This is a genomic window from Escherichia sp. 10290 (assembly GCF_030295155.1).
In the GTDB taxonomy this organism is placed as follows: Bacteria; Pseudomonadota; Gammaproteobacteria; order Enterobacterales; family Enterobacteriaceae; genus Escherichia; species Escherichia coli_F.
The window spans coordinates 3,000,507-3,016,538 of the sequence record NZ_AP025741.1 but is presented as its reverse complement, the minus strand read 5'-3'; the positions used below and the strand labels follow the sequence as shown (position 1 = coordinate 3,016,538).

The 16,032-nt window shown below is 44.9% G+C and carries 16 protein-coding genes and 1 tRNA gene; 7 read left to right on the top strand and 10 right to left on the bottom strand.

Annotation, left to right across the window (positions count from 1 at the left end; all coding sequences use genetic code 11):
• Position 1: 1 nt before the first annotated feature.
• From QUE74_RS15175 to QUE74_RS15165, 3 genes are read left to right on the top strand one after another with little or no spacing between them, the layout of a single operon-like run.
• Positions 2–694: a P22-gp17 family phage DNA ejection protein gene (locus tag QUE74_RS15175; RefSeq protein ID WP_000964883.1), complete on the top strand. Its 693-nt coding sequence runs from the start codon at positions 2–4 to the stop codon at positions 692–694.
• 9 nt (positions 695–703) lie between these two features.
• The gene (locus QUE74_RS15170; RefSeq protein WP_286331504.1) at positions 704–2,026 is read left to right on the top strand and encodes a phage DNA ejection protein; all 1,323 of its coding nucleotides are present in this window, start codon (positions 704–706) and stop codon (positions 2,024–2,026) included.
• Positions 2,026–4,149, top strand: a complete 2,124-nt coding sequence (locus QUE74_RS15165; RefSeq protein ID WP_286332236.1) for a P22-gp16 family phage DNA ejection protein — start codon at positions 2,026–2,028, stop codon at positions 4,147–4,149. Before QUE74_RS15170 ends, QUE74_RS15165 begins: the two co-directional genes overlap by 1 nt.
• Here QUE74_RS15165 and QUE74_RS15160 read toward each other — a convergent pair whose 3' ends face one another.
• From QUE74_RS15160 to QUE74_RS15145, 4 genes are read right to left on the bottom strand one after another with little or no spacing between them, the layout of a single operon-like run.
• Positions 4,150–4,473: a hypothetical protein gene (locus QUE74_RS15160; protein WP_097418056.1), complete on the bottom strand. Its 324-nt coding sequence runs from the start codon at positions 4,471–4,473 to the stop codon at positions 4,150–4,152.
• 21 nt (positions 4,474–4,494) lie between these two features.
• Entirely contained in the window at positions 4,495–4,830 is a 336-nt protein-coding gene (locus QUE74_RS15155; RefSeq protein ID WP_021533960.1) for a hypothetical protein, read from the bottom strand.
• Positions 4,823–5,188 (bottom strand): hypothetical protein, encoded by a 366-nt coding sequence (locus tag QUE74_RS15150; protein WP_286331502.1) that lies wholly within the window; start codon positions 5,186–5,188, stop codon positions 4,823–4,825. Before QUE74_RS15150 ends, QUE74_RS15155 begins: the two co-directional genes overlap by 8 nt.
• Entirely contained in the window at positions 5,185–5,436 is a 252-nt protein-coding gene (locus QUE74_RS15145; RefSeq protein ID WP_021533962.1) for an Arc family DNA-binding protein, read from the bottom strand. The genes QUE74_RS15150 and QUE74_RS15145 overlap by 4 nt, the downstream gene beginning before the upstream one ends.
• Before the next feature lie 105 nt (positions 5,437–5,541).
• Here QUE74_RS15145 and QUE74_RS15140 point away from each other — a divergent pair, with 105 nt between their 5' ends.
• A complete protein-coding gene (locus QUE74_RS15140; RefSeq protein WP_000865491.1) occupies positions 5,542–5,682 on the top strand; it encodes an Arc family DNA-binding protein in 141 nt (46 codons plus the stop codon).
• Between the two features lie 97 nt (positions 5,683–5,779).
• Complete coding sequence (locus QUE74_RS15135) at positions 5,780–6,670, top strand: P22AR C-terminal domain-containing protein (RefSeq protein ID WP_286332234.1); 891 nt, start codon at positions 5,780–5,782, stop codon at positions 6,668–6,670.
• Positions 6,671–6,779: 109 nt separating this feature from the next.
• On the opposite strand, the gene QUE74_RS29480 is transcribed toward QUE74_RS15135, so the two are convergent.
• Positions 6,780–7,118, bottom strand: a complete 339-nt coding sequence (locus QUE74_RS29480; RefSeq protein WP_353511490.1) for an HNH endonuclease signature motif containing protein — start codon at positions 7,116–7,118, stop codon at positions 6,780–6,782.
• Between the two features lie 182 nt (positions 7,119–7,300).
• Here QUE74_RS29480 and QUE74_RS15130 point away from each other — a divergent pair, with 182 nt between their 5' ends.
• The gene (locus QUE74_RS15130; protein ID WP_286331500.1) at positions 7,301–9,259 is read left to right on the top strand and encodes a phage head-binding domain-containing protein; all 1,959 of its coding nucleotides are present in this window, start codon (positions 7,301–7,303) and stop codon (positions 9,257–9,259) included.
• A 143-nt stretch (positions 9,260–9,402) separates the two neighbouring features.
• Here QUE74_RS15130 and intS read toward each other — a convergent pair whose 3' ends face one another.
• From intS to QUE74_RS15115, 3 genes are all read right to left on the bottom strand, one after another.
• Positions 9,403–10,560 carry a prophage integrase IntS gene (gene intS, locus QUE74_RS15125; RefSeq protein WP_100733875.1) on the bottom strand — a complete coding sequence of 386 codons (1,158 nt, stop codon included), beginning with the start codon at positions 10,558–10,560 and terminating at the stop codon, positions 9,403–9,405.
• Between the two features lie 161 nt (positions 10,561–10,721).
• Positions 10,722–10,796: transfer RNA gene (locus tag QUE74_RS15120), tRNA-Arg, on the bottom strand.
• 75 nt (positions 10,797–10,871) lie between these two features.
• On the bottom strand, positions 10,872–11,804 hold the full coding sequence (locus QUE74_RS15115) for a formate/nitrite transporter family protein (protein ID WP_000368131.1): 933 nt from the start codon (positions 11,802–11,804) through the stop codon (positions 10,872–10,874).
• Between the two features lie 294 nt (positions 11,805–12,098).
• Between QUE74_RS15115 and mlaA the strand changes: the two genes are divergently transcribed.
• Positions 12,099–12,854 carry a phospholipid-binding lipoprotein MlaA gene (gene mlaA / locus QUE74_RS15110; protein WP_000776770.1) on the top strand — a complete coding sequence of 252 codons (756 nt, stop codon included), beginning with the start codon at positions 12,099–12,101 and terminating at the stop codon, positions 12,852–12,854.
• A 179-nt stretch (positions 12,855–13,033) separates the two neighbouring features.
• Here mlaA and QUE74_RS15105 read toward each other — a convergent pair whose 3' ends face one another.
• Positions 13,034–14,233, bottom strand: a complete 1,200-nt coding sequence (locus tag QUE74_RS15105; protein WP_000936158.1) for a hypothetical protein — start codon at positions 14,231–14,233, stop codon at positions 13,034–13,036.
• A gap of 366 nt (positions 14,234–14,599) precedes the next feature.
• On the bottom strand, positions 14,600–15,940 hold the full coding sequence (gene fadL / locus QUE74_RS15100; RefSeq protein ID WP_001354798.1) for a long-chain fatty acid transporter FadL: 1,341 nt from the start codon (positions 15,938–15,940) through the stop codon (positions 14,600–14,602).
• Between the last annotated feature and the right edge of the window lie 92 nt (positions 15,941–16,032).

Here is a 16,032-nt window from a genome sequence, read left to right as displayed (position 1 = left end):
CATGTTATATGCATTTAAGCTGGGCAGAAAACTGCGCGGCGAGGAACCTTATTGCCCTGAAAAAGGCGGGAAAGGTGGCAGTTCTGATAAAAGCGCAAAGTATGCAGCAGAAGCTCAGAAGTATGCTGCAGATCTGCAAAATCAGCAGTGGCAGACGATCATGAAAAACCTTGCTCCGTTCACGCCTCTTGCGGAGCAGTATGTTAACCAGCTTCAGAACCTTTCCAGTTTAGAAGGTCAGGGGCAGGCACTTAATCAGTATTACAACTCTCAGCAGTATAAAGACCTTGCAGGGCAGGCGCGTTACCAGAGTCTTGCTGCTGCGGAGGCGACGGGTGGACTTGGTTCGACAGCCACAAGCAATCAACTGGCTACGATCGCGCCGACACTCGGTCAGTCTTGGTTATCAAATCAGATGAGCAATTACAACAATCTGGCAAACGTTGGGCTTGGTGCGCTGCAAGGTCAGGCAAACGCCGGGCAGACGTACGCCAACAACATGAGCAGCATTGCACAGCAAAGCGCAGCTCTTGCCGCTGCTAATGCCAATAAACCATCAAGTCTTCAGACTGCAATTAGCGGTGGCACGTCTGGTGCGATTGCCGGTGCAGGTCTTGCCAGCCTTTTGGGAACATCAACACCTTGGGGCGCTGGCATTGGTGCTGGTATTGGATTGCTTAGCTCGTTGTTTTAAGGGGTAATCATGGCTACTTGGCAAGGATCAAATGGCGGATTGTTAGCTGGTATCGGCGGCGTCAACTCAAACGCTCCGAGCGTAAATGACATCGGCAATACGCTTCAGCTTATCAGGCAGAACAATGATATTGAGCGTTCAGGCGCTAACAATGTTGGGCTGACTGCTTTGCAAGGTCTTTCAGGTATTGCAGGGGTGTTTCAGCAGGAAAAGCAGGCTCAGCGGCAGAAAGAATTTCAGCAGGCATACGCTAATGCTTATGCTTCTGGTGATCGCGGTGCTTTGCGTCAGTTGGCTACTCAATATCCAGACCAGATTGAATCCGTTCGTAAAGGCATGGGATTCATTGATGAAGACCAGCGTAATTCTATCGGCACCTTAGCGGCTGGCGCACGCCTTGCGTCATCGTCTCCAGAAGCAATGCAATCATGGCTGCAAAACAACGCCAAGGAACTGACTCGCGTCGGTGTTGACCCTAATAACGTTGCTCAGATGTATCAGCAGAATCCTTCAGGATTTGGTGAGTTTGTTGATCACCTTGGAATGGCTGCTCTTGGTCCGATTGATTACTTCAATGTTCAGGACAAGATGGCTGGTCGCCAACTTGAGAAAGGGCGATTGGATGAAAGCATCCGTCAGGCTGACATGGAGAACGCGAGAGGATGGGCAAATATCCAAAACGCTCAACTAGACAGGGCTCAGCGGGCACAAATGCATAATGATAACGTCGCCCTGAAGTTGCAGGAATTAGGGATGAAACAACAGGAAAGCGGAAAGATTGACCCAAAACTTGTTCGAGATCTGAATAGTGATATTAATGGGTTCTCAAAGAATTATTCTGCAATGCGCAGTGCTTCTGACAACCTACAAGCCCTTGGGAAGCGCAACACTCCAGCCGCGCAGTTGGGAATGATTTTCAACTATATGAAATCGCTGGATCCGCAATCTGTGGTACGCGAAGGTGAGCAAGTGCAGGTAAAACGCACTGATGGAATATTCGGCACACTTGGTAACTATGTTAGCCAATTATCTAACGGCAAGATGCTGAATAATGAGCAAGTCCAAGACTTAATCAACACATCAAAACTGATGGCAAATACTGAAGGCGAAAAGTTTAATCAGCAAATGGATGATTATCTTTCAACTTATGGAGATTCTCTCCCCAGCGGACTAACTAAGCAATTGCAATCCAGAAAAGCCAAGCTGTATGAAGATATTCAGCAGCCTACACAACAACAGAGCAATAACCAACAACCGACAAATACCCAACAGCAGCAGAGTCAATCCGGATCATATACCTCAAAATCAGGCATTCAATTTACGGTGGAATGATGAAAGTAACTGCAAACGGTAAGACATTTACCTTCCCTGATGGTACGAGCACGGAAGATATTGGAGCCGCCATTGATGAGTATTTTGCTGGTCAGGCTGTTCAGCAACAAACAGTTAATCAGGCCAATAATGCACCAGCACGTGAAGAACCATCATTGATGCAACAAGCTGGCGATTGGCTCACAGGTGGTCAAAGTGCAGGGCAAATTGCAGAGCAGGCTGGTCGTGGTCTGGTAAACATACCATTTGACGTATTGCAGGGCGGCGCAAGTCTGATTAATGCAATCAGCCAGGGGCTTGGTGGCCCAAAGGTTTTGGATGATGTTTATCGCCCTGTCGATCGACCGACAGACCCTTACGCGCAAGCCGGTGAAACAATTGGTGGGTATCTCCTGCCAATTGGCACAGCGGCAAAAGCTGCTGGAGCGCCAGCAAAGCTTGCTGGAGATATCGGTTCCGCAGGAAACATGATTGCAGGTTCTCTTGCTGATGCTGCAAATCAAGAGGGCGACTTTGCACAAAATGCTGCCATTAACGGTGGTATCAATATTGGTTCTCAAGGCGTTCTTTCAGGTGTCGGGCGCGTTATTGCACCAAGGGTTTCACAGGCTCTTGGTGGTGCAGCACTGAATTCTGCTAATGATGTTTCCAGGATGGCAAAGTCAGGTGCTGGGCGTCAGTCAATTGCCAGTCAGGCCGCTAATGTGTCCGAAGATGTAGCAAAAGCGGCTGAGTCTGCTGGAATTGATATAAACGCATTAACACCAGGAATGCGATCTGGAAGTCGTGGAATTGCACAAGCCGAAGGCGCATTGGCATCAACACCAGGTATTGTTCAGGATGCCCATCAGGCAGCATTTAACGAAATATCATCAAAGTTAAGTCGAAACCTTGATGAATTTGGGGCCGCATCTGGAACGGCATCAGAAAAAAGTGCGGCTATAAAACAAAGGATTCTTCAAAATCTTGATCAGATGAAGGATGCTGAGCGCGCGGCATGGGATGACGTGCGGTCAACAATGCCAAATCAAAAAGCAAGAATGCTAAATGGTAATGCCGTTATTCAGGCAGAGCGATCTGCTGGCATACCGCTTACTCCTGAAATGAAACAGTTTGTTCAGGCAAACAATCAAGGTGGAGTAACATTTGATGGCATGAAAGCATGGAGAGCGAAATTTGCTGATGCTGAGCAAAAATATAAGCGTAGCGGAGAGGCAAATGCGGCAAGGAGAGCAGGGGAAATACGTCGGGCAATTACTGATGATATGCGCACAATGGCGGAAAACGGCGGATTTTTTGATGACTGGCAAAAAGCTAATGATCTGTCTAAAGCGAGGCTATCCGCACAAGAGAGTGCAGAGTCTGTTTTTGGGCGTGATTTGGCAACAGATGCACTGATTACGAATGGAGTAAAATCTCTTCAATCATCGTCAGCTAAAGGTCTTAATGGTCCTGCTGGATTCCATTCTATGATCCGCGCGCTGCCAGAATCAGAGCGTGTTCCTGCTATATCATCAATGTTGCAGGATGCTATCTCGCATGGTGTACGTGGTGGCAAATCTGATGCAGCAGGAATTAACCATATCGCAGGGATACTTACACCACAAAATGTAAAAGCCATTAGCAGATATTCCTCAGAACTTGGAAGAATTGCTGATGCATATGGCACTCTTGCAAGAGCAGCGGTGAAGCCTCAGCAGTATATTGAAAGAACAGGGAGAACTGCCAATGTACTACGCGATCTGGATGCTGGTTTATCCAACGTCACATCAACAGTGTTAAATGCAATTGCCAACTCAACATCAGGTGCCATTGTTGGTGGCGCTGGAGGGGGCATTGCAGGCGCTGCCGCGGGTGCTTTAGTTGGCGCTGGGTTAAAAGGCGCTGTATCTAAAATTGCCACCACACGTAGTGGCCGATATGCGATAGAGAAAGCTGTTCAGGAAGCCACCAAAGCAGTAAGAGCAGGCGGAAGCAAAGAAGCATTAGCGGCGGCGGAACGCAGATTTATAGCAAATAAGGCCGCCGTAAAAGCGATACGTGATGCAGTCGGAAACGAAGAGTTTCAGCGCTTAGCGAGGGCTGGTATTGTGGCATCGCTAAGCGGAATGGCACAGGAGTAATCAATCATCCATGGATGGATTGAGCTTATCTCGTGTTGATGTGGCGATTTGCCCTACATTCCCAAGCCAAGCTTTCAAATCCTTGATGTTGTCATTGATTTCATGAATATCTTCTTTTTTTAATCTGTCAATATCATTGACAATGATTTCAATGGATTGCTCAATATCAGACACAGCGAATGATAGTTTGCTCTTCTCATCTTTTATTGACTTTTTAAGTAATTCGTTCTCAGTCTTGAGGTCAGATATCTTTTGCTTTAAAGATGCCAGTTGGTACTGAACCACAATGAGTGCGATAGCTATCACGATAACTGTTGTATACACACAAATCTCCTTAGTTAGTAGCTATTTGGTAACCAAGGCAATAAACAGCGGAGCAAGGATTGCAGATATCATGAGGGCGATAAGCCACTTCTGATTCTCGTCCATCTTATCTGCTAGGCGACGCTCCATTCCGTGCATGTCGCCACGGATGCCAATCAACTCTTTTCTAGTTTCTGATATTAGCTTTTCTTGGTTGGCGGCAATCGTTTCGATGCGGGTCATTCTACTGTTCATATCTGATCCTCCTCCATTGCCACCTCCATGTGCTGGTTCTTCTGAGTCTTCAATTCCGATGGGGGCAAATTCGCTATTCGGAAAAGGATTGTCAGCATCGTAAGCCAACTTCAACTTAGACATTGCTGTTTTTCTCCCTTAGATACCAGCTTAACACAACACCTGTGTTGTACTGCATAATGTATCCGCAATGCTTGCAAATTACATGATAAGAGTAATTTATTGGGTTGAATGATTCATCTTCGCTTTTTATATATTCACCATAATGGGCATGCCTACCCATGATGTCTTTTCCATTATCCTGATTTACAAATTGAACTTGAGGGACAACCATTTCAGACTGCCCGCACATTGGGCATTCGTCTGGAACACCTTTAGCTCTCAAGAAAGAGTCGAGAACCTTTGTAGTTATAGACGATAGCGCCTTGCGATATTCACCCTCTCGCAGTTGATCGTCTGAGTATCCTGAATCGTCACTCATTTTTCATCCTTACCATACATGGTCTTTAGCGTTTCAACATCGCGTTCAAGATCTATCAATCGTGATGCTATAGTTGCAAGATCTAGTGCTTGAATGTGTTTATTTTTTTCGGTCCACGCTTCAAGTGCCGCGACCATCTCAGCATTTAATGAACGAGAATTAGCCTCAGCCAGTTCAATAAGACGTTCCTTTATCTCTACAGGAAGCCTCAGATTCACTTGAGGGTTTTTGTACTTACGATCAGACATCGGCGCATCCTGAATAATTTTTTACCACAGGATATGTAGGTATCTATTGACTATCAATGCGTACCTAAATACTATGTATGCGTACCACATACAACGGAGGATGCAATGAAGGTAAAAACACTGCGTATGCCAGAGAAGCTAGAAAAAATTCTTGAAGAAAAAGCAAAGGAAGAGTGTCGCTCATTCAGCGCAGAAGTAATTAAACGGGTGCTGGACAGCCTGAGGAGAGAGGGGATAACGGTGTGATTCGCTTGGATGCGGCAAAGAAATCAAAACAGTGAAGCCCCAACTGCTGGAACAGTCAGGGCTTCGGTATCAACAAAACTTACGAGGTATTATTGATATGTCAAGCTTAGCAAAGTCAACTGTAAATTGCACTAATAGCATCATCATTTCTGACGTCAAGATTCATATGGATTCAGAGGGGCGTTACTCGCTTAATGACCTTCATGTAGCGTCTGGGAAGGAGGAAAAACATCAGCCAGCTTTCTTCATGCGTAGAAATGAAACTATTGAATTGATTAATGAAATTTTTAATTCTGCGGATATGCAGAATAAGAATCCCGTCCTTTCTAAGAAAGGTCGATATGGTGGAACCTACGTGTGCAAGGAGCTTGTTTACTCCTACGCCATGTGGATTAGCGCAGCCTTTGCGCTGAAGGTTATCCGTGCATATGACGCAATGGTTACTGCCACACAAGAGAGGAAGGCTATTGGAGGTAAAACTTCAGTAGCTGAACGCACACCGCTACGCGATGCAGTAAACATGCTGGTAGGAAAGAAAGGACTTCGCTATGACGATGCATACAATATGGTTCATCAGCGTTTTGGTATTGACAGCATTGATGAACTTTCAATTGAACAAATCCCGCTGGCCGTAGAGTACATCCACAGGGTAGTGCTTGAAGGCGAGTTTATCGGCAAACAAGAGAAGAAAGCAAACGAGCTTTCTGCAAAAGAAGCAAACAGCCTTGTATGGCTATGGGATTATGCTAACCGTTCACAGGCATTATTCCGCGAACTGTATCCGGCGCTAAAACAAATTCAATCGAACTATTCCGGCAGATGCTACGACTACGGTCATGAGTTCTCGTATGTTATCGGAATGGCGAGAGACGTTTTAATAAACCACACACGAGATGTTGATATTAATGAGCCAGACGGACCAACGAATCTTTCCGCATGGATGAGACTTAAGAATAAAGAATTACCTCCTTCAGTACATAACTACTGACAGATAACCAACGCAACGACCCAGCTTCGGCTGGGTTTTTTTATGCCCAAAATCACCGTAGCCATGCTGCGGCGATTCCTTGTATCTGGAGCAAATTAAATGTCAAATATCACCTACTCAACAGATGGTCAGCAACCATGTTTGCTGCCTTATAAGCTATAGCCGCTTCATCAATAGTGTTGAATCTCCCAAGGGTTATGTTTTTACCTGAGACATTTATCTGAGCTTGCCATTGATTTCTGGCTTGACAGAAAGTTACCCCCTTGATTCCAGCATTGCTATTTCGAGGTCCGACATTTAATGCATTTACGACTCTGCTGACATCCCTAAGGTTTGAGATTGCGTTATTTCTTCTGTTTCTATCAATGTGGTCAATCTCTTGTTTGGGCCATTCGCCATATACATACAGCCAGGCAAGTCTATGTGCAAAATATCTTACGCCATCAATATTAATTGCGTTATATCCATAAGAAATTGTGCCAGCAACTTTCCCAACAGCACCTCTGGCGCTTAATTTCTTTTTCCAAGTGAAAATTCCTGTTTCTTTATTGTAATCGAGATTCCATAAGGCGCTCCCGAGTTACTACCTCGTGACGTCTCTTACTCATTATTTTCTCCGGAATGTTTATTATGCCAGAACAATTATACAACGTTGTTGTTTCACAACCAAGTCAGTTATTTACTTTAGCTCGCTCGTTTAAAGCAAATGCCAATGGCAAAATTTATATCGGTAAAATTGACACTGATCCGGTAAATCCCGAAAACCAGATTCAGGTTTATGTGGAGAACGAAGACGGCTCTCACGTTCCTGTTTCGCAACCAATCATCATTAACGCTGCTGGTTATCCGGTATATAACGGACAGATTGCCAAGTTTGTAACCGTGCAAGGCCATTCTATGGCTGTTTATGATGCGTACGGTGCTCAGCAGTTCTATTTTCCTAATGTGCTGAAGTATGACCCTGATCAGTTTAAGCAGCAGTTAGAAAGCGATGCTGATGGAATGGGGGATGCATTAGTTACAGTTAAACAACCGTACACTGGTGCTACTTCTATTTCACAGCACATTAAAAATTCACAGGCTATAAGTGTTATTGATTTTGGCGCTACAATTGACGGAACGCTTCACCCTTTAAGCGAGATATTTTCAACACTATCAGCCGCTCAGATGGTATATCCATTTGTTTCATCTCTATCTCAATCTGTTGATTATGCTGCGCTTCAGTCCGCATGTAACACGGGGAAAACAGTGCTTATTCCAAAGGGAACTGGTTACTATAATTCAACTATTTTTCTGAAAAACTCCGTTAGGATTGTTGGAGAGGGAACTGATACAATAAATAGAGCGCAATCATTTATGTCTATTGTTGGTAATATTTCAGCCTTTGCTTTAGATCAAGGTGATTCCCTATCGACAAAAATGATTCAGATTTTTATTGATGGTCTTTATATTTTCTATGATCCAGGAACCACACCAACGAATCCTGAAAATGATGGTGGGAAAATTGCATTTAATTTCTACTCGACAATTCCAAATTCAACAAGCTTGGAAATGTCTGAAATTAAAAACTGTACAGTTCATGGTGCATGGTCATGCTTTAATGATCAGACTGGCACATACTTGACAAAACTTACGAATGTGTGGGCCAGAAACTGCCATAATGGTTTTACAAAAGGAACTGGCACTACCATTCTGATGGAAAGATGTTATACATCTGGATGTATATCACCATATCAGTTTGGTTCTGTCTTTGCAGCTACAATGATTAACTGTGCCATGGATGGATCAAATATTTCGTTAAACGCAGGTTCGCTTGGTGGGGCTGGCGTTCATGTTCTTAACACACATAGTTTTAACATTATTGGTTTTGATGCGGAGGGTAACACCATCTCTACAGATGGTTATGGAGAGGCAGCACTATTCCATTTCGAAAATAGTAGTGGTGGCATTTCTGGCCTGACTGCACATCAGAACAGCATGCGAAGTGTTGCGCCAAGTGATGCTGGTGTAGTTTCCTACATCAGGGCGTCAGGTAGCAGCGATGTTAAAATTGAGTCATCAGAAGATGATTTATCTGACACCAACACAGTTGCATATACTGGGTCTGGGTATCCCATCATGCTACATGCAACTGACACAGCTAAAATAAGTGTCTTTAATAGCCGGTTCAGAGCAACCACTACAGGAACTCCTGTTTTAAGTACGCTAAGTACTGGTGATGTATCATGGTATGACTGCCCTAAAAAAACAGGACTTATCGTAGGTGGTTATTCACAAATAACATCTAAGGAAGGATTGCAAACATCATGCTTCTCTACCAGTAAAGGCTCTACTGCTGTGGCTGAAAATACTCCGACAACACTTTTCTCTATACCAGATTCGCAAGGTACTTACATTATTAGCGTATGGGCGGCTGGAAGCGGAGAAAATTACGCATCTACACAACTGGCAATGTATGATGGAGATAAGCTAATTCTTGTTGCGTTAAAAATAGCAGCATTTCTTAGTTTTTCAGCAACAGGGAGAATTGTAACCATTACAAGCCAGGGCACAAGCACTTTTAATTGGACCTACACAAAAATAGGTTAATATATTTTGAACTATCTACGTTATTTAGTTCGTTAAGTAGACATAGGGCGGTTATCTCTGTTTCTGGTGAGAAAAAAATGAGAAACACAAAGCTTTGCACTGTATTGCAAGGCTTTGCGCTCTTCGATAGTGGTTAAGGTGGATCACTCCACCTTTTCATCAAGCCAGTCTGCCCACCACTGCATCATTTCTCTGCGCTTATCGAGATACTGAGCATGGTTGTAAATCCCGCGCACAGATCCGCCGTTGGCATGTGCCAGTTGCACTTCAATAGCATCAGCAGGCCATTCGTTCTCGTTCATAATCGTGCTGAATTCATGCCTGAATCCGTGACCGCTTTCCAGACCTTCATAGCCGATTTGTTTGATCACAAGCAATACCGCGTTCTCGCAGATTGGCTTCTTCTTATCGTTGCGCCCGGCAAAAACAAACTCTGAGACTGGTTTGGTGATTGAGCTTAGCGTAGTGAGAAGTTCAACCACCTGGTCTGACATAGGAACCACATGAATTTTGCGTCCCTTCATCACACTGGCGTCGATGGTGATAATCCTGTTTTCAAAATCGACGTTCTTCCATAGCATGGAACGAAGCTCTTTTGTTCTGAGGGCTGTGTAGCGTAAAACTTTGGTCGCAATGAGCGATACGATGCTTCCTGAAAATGTTGCCAGTGCTTTGTTAAATTCCGGGATCTGGTCTGCAGGAAGAAACGGGAAGTTTTTCTTGCGGTATCCCTTCATGGCGTCAGCAAGGTCAGGTGCCGGGTTATATTTAGCCCTACCAGTGACAATAGCGTAACGGAAAACCTCGCCGCATCTTCTGCGGGCTTTGTTGGCTCGCTCCATTGCACCGCGATCTTCAAATCTGCGGATTACTTCCAGCAGTTGCATCGGCTCAATCTCCTGAATTTCAAGGCCGCCGATGATAGGTAAAATGTCGTCATCAAACATTTTTGCAAGTTCAGTCGCATACCCTACTGACCATACTTGCTTCTTGTGCTCGTACCATTCCTTGTAAATCGCACTAAAGGAATTGTTGTTAGACGAAGCCTTTTTCGCCTTTACCGGATCGATGCCAACCGAGATGTCTTTCCTCGCAGTCCATGCCTTATCCCTTGCTTCCTGCAAAGTCATAAGCGGATATTTTCCGACGGTCAGGATTTTCTCCTTACCGTCAATCTTGTAGCGAAGCTGCCATACCTTTTTCCCTGATACAGGGACATAAAGGTACAGGCCATTACCATCGAGTAGGCGGTATGGTTTTTCTTTCGGCTTTGCTGCTTCAATCTGCTTAACGGTGAGCATGGGTAAAAATCCGGTGGGTAAAATTATTTTATCCACTTTTTACCCGTCATGGAGTGCGGCTGTCAACGATCTGACGCGAACCATTACGAACTGTGAATCTACGGAAGGCTTGATATTCAGGGGATTTTGCGGACTGCTACGGATGGGAGCGAACTGATAAATGGTGTCCCCTGCAGGAATCGAACCTGCAATTAGCCCTTAGGAGGGGCTCGTTATATCCATTTAACTAAGAGGACAATGCGGCATGAGTATACCCGCTAATGCTCAGCGGGGTAAGTACACTGCCGCTCGATTGCTTAAACCCTCGCCATTTATGCCGGGTTTTTATCATTTTTCTTAATGTTTTCCGCACGTTCTGCTTTTTGTCGTGCTTCTGCTTTGCGCTTGTTGCTCATGTCGTTACGGATCTGTGCATGACTCATTAACGCGAATATAAAGGTGCCGCCGCAGATGTTTCCTGCCAGAGTAGGCAGCGCGAAGGGCCAGATGAAATCGCTCCAGTGCAGCGTGCCGTTAAATACCAGATAGAGGATTTCTACAGAACCGACAACGATGTGGGTGGTGTCTCCGAGGGCGATAAGCCAGGTCATTAATATAATCACTACAATCTTTGCCGCACCCGCTGCAGGAAACATCCATACCATAGTGGCGATCAGCCAGCCGGAAATGATCGCGTTGGCAAACATCTCACTGGGGGTGTTCTTCATCACATCCATGCCGATTTTTACAAATGCATCGCGAGTTTCTTCATTAAAGATAGGCATATATTCAAATGCCCACGCCGCAATACCTGTCCCGAGAATATTCCCCAGCAGCACGACGCCCCATAACCGCATAAGTAAGCCGACGTTGCTCATTGTCGGTTTTTGCATGACGGGTAGTACCGCAGTCACGGTGTTTTCGGTAAATAATTGCTGGCGGGCCATAATGACGATAATAAAGCCAAAGGTATAACCGAGATTCTCCAGCAAGAAACTGCCCGGCACGCCTTCCAGTTCGACATGAAATATCCCTTTTGCCAGTAGTGAAGCGCCCATCGACAGACCCGCCGCAATGGCTGACCACAGTAGCGCCATTGCGTCGCGTTCCAGCTCTTTTTCACCATCCTGGCGGATATGTTCATGAATTGCCATCGCCCGGGAGGGGAGTCGGTCTTCATCTATTTCTATTTTTTTGCCGCGTTCTTTTTCTTCGCTCTCAACTTCAATTTCGTCGCTGTGTTGATCAATTTTGTCGTTGTCCATGGTCTCTTCTCTTGAATTAGCACGTATAGCTAAAGCGTAGCGGCTTTTTTGCTCGCAACTGGCGGGAGTTACTCTGAAAATGTAGAAAAGGCTGTGTTTGCCTTTTTCTGTTTCTATAGAATCAAGTAGCCTACAGGGCGTCGATTACCAGGCTATGATCAAATCAGCAAATCAGGGCGTCTGGACATCAGTTGACGTGCTGTTACAATCGCCCACACCTAAACAGGCGGATACGGTATCGTTCCGTCATGGATGGCAAACTGCATAAGCCATAAAAAAAACAGGGAGACATTTATGAAGCTTCGCCTGTCGGCGCTTGCTCTTGGAACTACGCTTCTGGTGGGGTGTGCGAGTTCCGGTACAGATCAGCAAGGGCGTTCTGACCCATTAGAAGGGTTCAACCGCACCATGTACAACTTCAACTTCAATGTATTAGACCCGTATATTGTTCGACCGGTCGCAGTCGCCTGGCGTGATTATGTTCCGCAACCGGCGCGTAACGGTTTGAGCAACTTTACCGGCAACCTTGAAGAACCTGCGGTGATGGTTAACTACTTCTTGCAGGGCGACCCTTATCAGGGGATGGTCCACTTTACCCGCTTTTTCCTGAACACTATTTTGGGGATGGGCGGCTTTATTGATGTTGCGGGGATGGCGAACCCGAAACTGCAACGGACTGAACCTCACCGCTTCGGTAGTACGCTTGGTCATTATGGCGTGGGGTATGGGCCGTACGTACAATTACCGTTCTACGGAAGCTTCACGCTGCGTGATGACGGCGGTGATATGGCGGATGGTCTTTACCCGGTACTTTCCTGGCTGACCTGGCCGATGTCCGTGGGTAAATGGACGCTTGAAGGTATCGAAACCCGTGCGCAACTGCTGGATTCCGACGGCCTGCTGCGTCAGTCGTCCGACCCATACATTATGGTGCGCGAAGCGTACTTCCAGCGTCATGATTTCATCGCCAATGGCGGCGAACTCAAACCGCAGGAAAACCCGAACGCGCAAGCGATTCAGGATGAGTTAAAAGATATCGATTCTGAATAAGAAACAAATAAAAAGGTGAGTCGCAAAACTCACCTTTTTTGTTGTTATCCCTCAATTACCACAAGTAAAAGGAGACAAACCGACAATGACCCGGACGAATTATGTAAAAATACTGATGTTCGTCACTGACTGTTTCCGATATTCAGACGTTGAAAAATCAAAAAACTGGACAAATAATTTTAATTATCATCAAAATTAACACCCAACGCAGAGAGTTGTTTAATTTCACTTTGATATTTCATCTGGCGATTTTGAAGTCTTTTTTCAACTTTATCTTCGATTTCCTTAAACTGTTTATATTCATTTTGAGAGTTGTCAACGTCAACTTCGTTAGCGAATAAAGTAGAAATTATTTCTTTTACATTATCGCGTCTAAATTTTGCATCGTCCACTTGAAAATTGTATCTTATTGCTCGACCTAAACGTTTAAAAACTTCGTTAGGTTCTCTCAGTCTTTCCCCGTTGAGCTCGTTTACAACCTGATGATCGGAACCTGTTGCGAATGATTCTGCCATGATAGCTTTACTGCTTTCAAACCACGCTGAAGCATTCCTGGCGTTTTCACTACAATATTGGGTGAGACTATCACCATTAATACGAATTCCTCTTTGAATGTGGTAGTCGTCCTGATCGTAGTAACCGAGAGATAAGTAATCATTTCCGTTTTTATTTTTAATTACAATAGCGAGAGAGTCGCCTTTTTTATCTTTACCGTACCAGGTAAATAAGTCCGTTGGTTCGCTTTTCCCGCTCTCATCAAGTTTCGTTACCGTATGTCTGAGTTTGTGTGATATTTTATCGAAGATAAAACCAGGATTTCCATCATATATTTCTTTTATTGCGCTGAAGATCATTTCCTTGTTATGGATATCATGAGTATTCTCTACTACATTTTCACTGATGATGGTTTGACCGACTTTTTTGTTTTCATCGTTCGCAGGTGATTTTGTTGGTTCTTGATTATTAATACCAATAATACCATCATCAGTATATTCAGCATTATTTATATCATCATGAGTCTTCTCAACTATGTTGTCATTAATGATAGTACGGACGAGTTCTTTGTCTTTATAGTTCGCAGATAATTTTATTGGTTCTTGGTTGTCGATACCAATAGTAATATAGTCTGTATCATTGGAGCCAATATCAATATAAGTAACTGAGGAATTATTGATAATTATTCTATCAAGTTCACCGGTTCCTCGTATGGCATTTTTTATAAGCTCAAGTAGATGTTTAATACAGGTACTTATTCCTTCCTTGCCATTAAAAAGGTTTTTGAACTCTTGTACTAATCCATTAACTTCATTATTGTTATTTTCATTGGTGGATTCTGTGTAAGTTGGGCAGGTATTGTTGATTGAAACAGCTGGTAGCATGATTTTATTCCACGTTGATTGATTTGTTGCAAATATATATTACCTAATAAAATAGACTATCAAAAAACGCTCATTTATTTAGAACCTATCTTTAATTTGAGTGTATGAGTGCATAATAGCCAGGGTGGTTTGAGTATCCTGGAAATTCAGAAAAGTAAACTCATTGAGAAGGACGAGCAGAATGCCTGATAATCTGTCTTTCCCTTTAGGCCTGTCTGTGGATAACGCTTACAAATTTGCAAGGGCAAGCTGCCATCAGGCTGTTTGCAAAACTCAGGAGGCAAGCAATGAGGAAACTACTTTCGGTGAAGAGAGGGAGTTAAAGTCACCTGCATAGCAGGTGACTTTAACTAAGCTAACGCGTTATCAGAACGCGTAGTTAAAGTTCGTCCCGAACAGCCAGGCTTTACCTTCAGACTCGAACTGATATGGGCCTTCGTTAATTTTCACGCTCTGGCCGTGCATATAAGAAACACCAACGTCGACTGAAGCATCTTTATTAAATGCGTAAGTCGTACCTGCACTCAGCCAGAAACGGTCCTGGTCCGGAATGGAGATAGAACGATTCTGTGCCGGAACTGGGCTGTCATCGAAGGCGATACCGGTACGGAAGGTCCAGTTATCATCGTAGTAATAAGTGGTACCCAACGCGATGCGGTAAGCATCTTTAAAGCCTTCATGTTTCTGGAACAGCGTGTCGCCACTCGTTGATGTCGCTTTCAGTTGCTGGAACTGACTCCAGCTGGTGTAAGCCAGGCTATAGTGAATTGCCCACTGCGGATCAACACGGTTATAACCCGACACTTCCCACATTTCAGGCAGGTTCAGCGTCAGATAACCCGACTGCGTAGAGCCACCTGTCGCGGTAGGAATTGGCAAACCGTAGTTATTAAAAGCCGGGTTAAGATCGCTGCTGTAGTTACCCTTGAAGTCAATTTTCACTTCAGAGCGGTAGGTCAATGCGTAGCGGTTGTTTTTATCCAGTTCGTACAGGATCCCGGCGTTCCAGCCAAAGCCCCACTGGTTACCGTTCAGGTGAGCGATTTTGGTATTACTGTCGATGCCGTTGGCGGTAGCTGCTAATGCTTGCCCCTGAGGAGTCCGCCCAGCAGGAGATTGCATAATCTGACCAGCCACCAGTTGCCCCAGATCGCCTGCAAAACGTTCAATTTTCGCACGAGCGTAGACGGCGTTGAAACCGAGACCAAAGCTCCATGCATTATTTAAGCGATACGCACCGCTTAAGTTCAGGTTCATGGTTTCGAGGTCGGTGGTACCACCGACAGAGCCGCCTGCATAAGTATCGTTAAACTCTGTCGCCAGACCATAGTTAGAGGTAATAGAAGCCCCCCAACCAAATTGGTCGTTAATCGGTGCAACAAAGTGCATGTTCGGAACCCATGCCGTAGGCGCGATATTATCGGCTTTCAGGCTACGACCAGACGGAGACGTTCCGCTGATATTTACGTCCGGATCTATATAAACCGCACCCGCAGAAAATGTCGGGCGGTCAAACATGGTAATCAACGCGGGGTTACGGCTGACGTTACCTGCATCATCGGCAATAGCGCCTTCCCCTGAATAAGCCCGGCCCAGGCCAGAGGAAGAAAATTCGTTTAACTGAAAGCCTGCCGACCAGGCCTGGGTGGAGATAAGTGCCACTGCGACTGCGATAGCAGACTTTGTAAACAGGGTTTTCTGGCTCATGACCATAACCTCAATGATTTATTTTTATACAAACTATGTTACGTACTGTAACAGGAGCGCGAAGTGTAGGGTCTGAGGTACATCTTAGAAAT

Excerpts from the sequence above, each read along its gene's own strand:
- QUE74_RS15175 (WP_000964883.1), top strand. The coding sequence starts at position 2 with ATGTTATATGCATTTAAGCTGGGCAGAAAACTGCGCGGCGAGGAACCT.
- QUE74_RS15170 (WP_286331504.1), top strand. The coding sequence starts at position 704 with ATGGCTACTTGGCAAGGATCAAATGGCGGATTGTTAGCTGGTATCGGC.
- QUE74_RS15165 (WP_286332236.1), top strand. The coding sequence starts at position 2,026 with ATGAAAGTAACTGCAAACGGTAAGACATTTACCTTCCCTGATGGTACG.
- QUE74_RS15155 (WP_021533960.1), bottom strand. The coding sequence starts at position 4,830 with ATGTCTAAGTTGAAGTTGGCTTACGATGCTGACAATCCTTTTCCGAAT.
- QUE74_RS15150 (WP_286331502.1), bottom strand. The coding sequence starts at position 5,188 with ATGAGTGACGATTCAGGATACTCAGACGATCAACTGCGAGAGGGTGAA.
- QUE74_RS15145 (WP_021533962.1), bottom strand. The coding sequence starts at position 5,436 with ATGTCTGATCGTAAGTACAAAAACCCTCAAGTGAATCTGAGGCTTCCT.
- QUE74_RS15140 (WP_000865491.1), top strand. The coding sequence starts at position 5,542 with ATGAAGGTAAAAACACTGCGTATGCCAGAGAAGCTAGAAAAAATTCTT.
- QUE74_RS15135 (WP_286332234.1), top strand. The coding sequence starts at position 5,780 with ATGTCAAGCTTAGCAAAGTCAACTGTAAATTGCACTAATAGCATCATC.
- QUE74_RS15130 (WP_286331500.1), top strand. The coding sequence starts at position 7,301 with ATGCCAGAACAATTATACAACGTTGTTGTTTCACAACCAAGTCAGTTA.
- intS (WP_100733875.1), bottom strand. The coding sequence starts at position 10,560 with ATGCTCACCGTTAAGCAGATTGAAGCAGCAAAGCCGAAAGAAAAACCA.
- QUE74_RS15115 (WP_000368131.1), bottom strand. The coding sequence starts at position 11,804 with ATGGACAACGACAAAATTGATCAACACAGCGACGAAATTGAAGTTGAG.
- mlaA (WP_000776770.1), top strand. The coding sequence starts at position 12,099 with ATGAAGCTTCGCCTGTCGGCGCTTGCTCTTGGAACTACGCTTCTGGTG.
- QUE74_RS15105 (WP_000936158.1), bottom strand. The coding sequence starts at position 14,233 with ATGCTACCAGCTGTTTCAATCAACAATACCTGCCCAACTTACACAGAA.
- fadL (WP_001354798.1), bottom strand. The coding sequence starts at position 15,940 with ATGAGCCAGAAAACCCTGTTTACAAAGTCTGCTATCGCAGTCGCAGTG.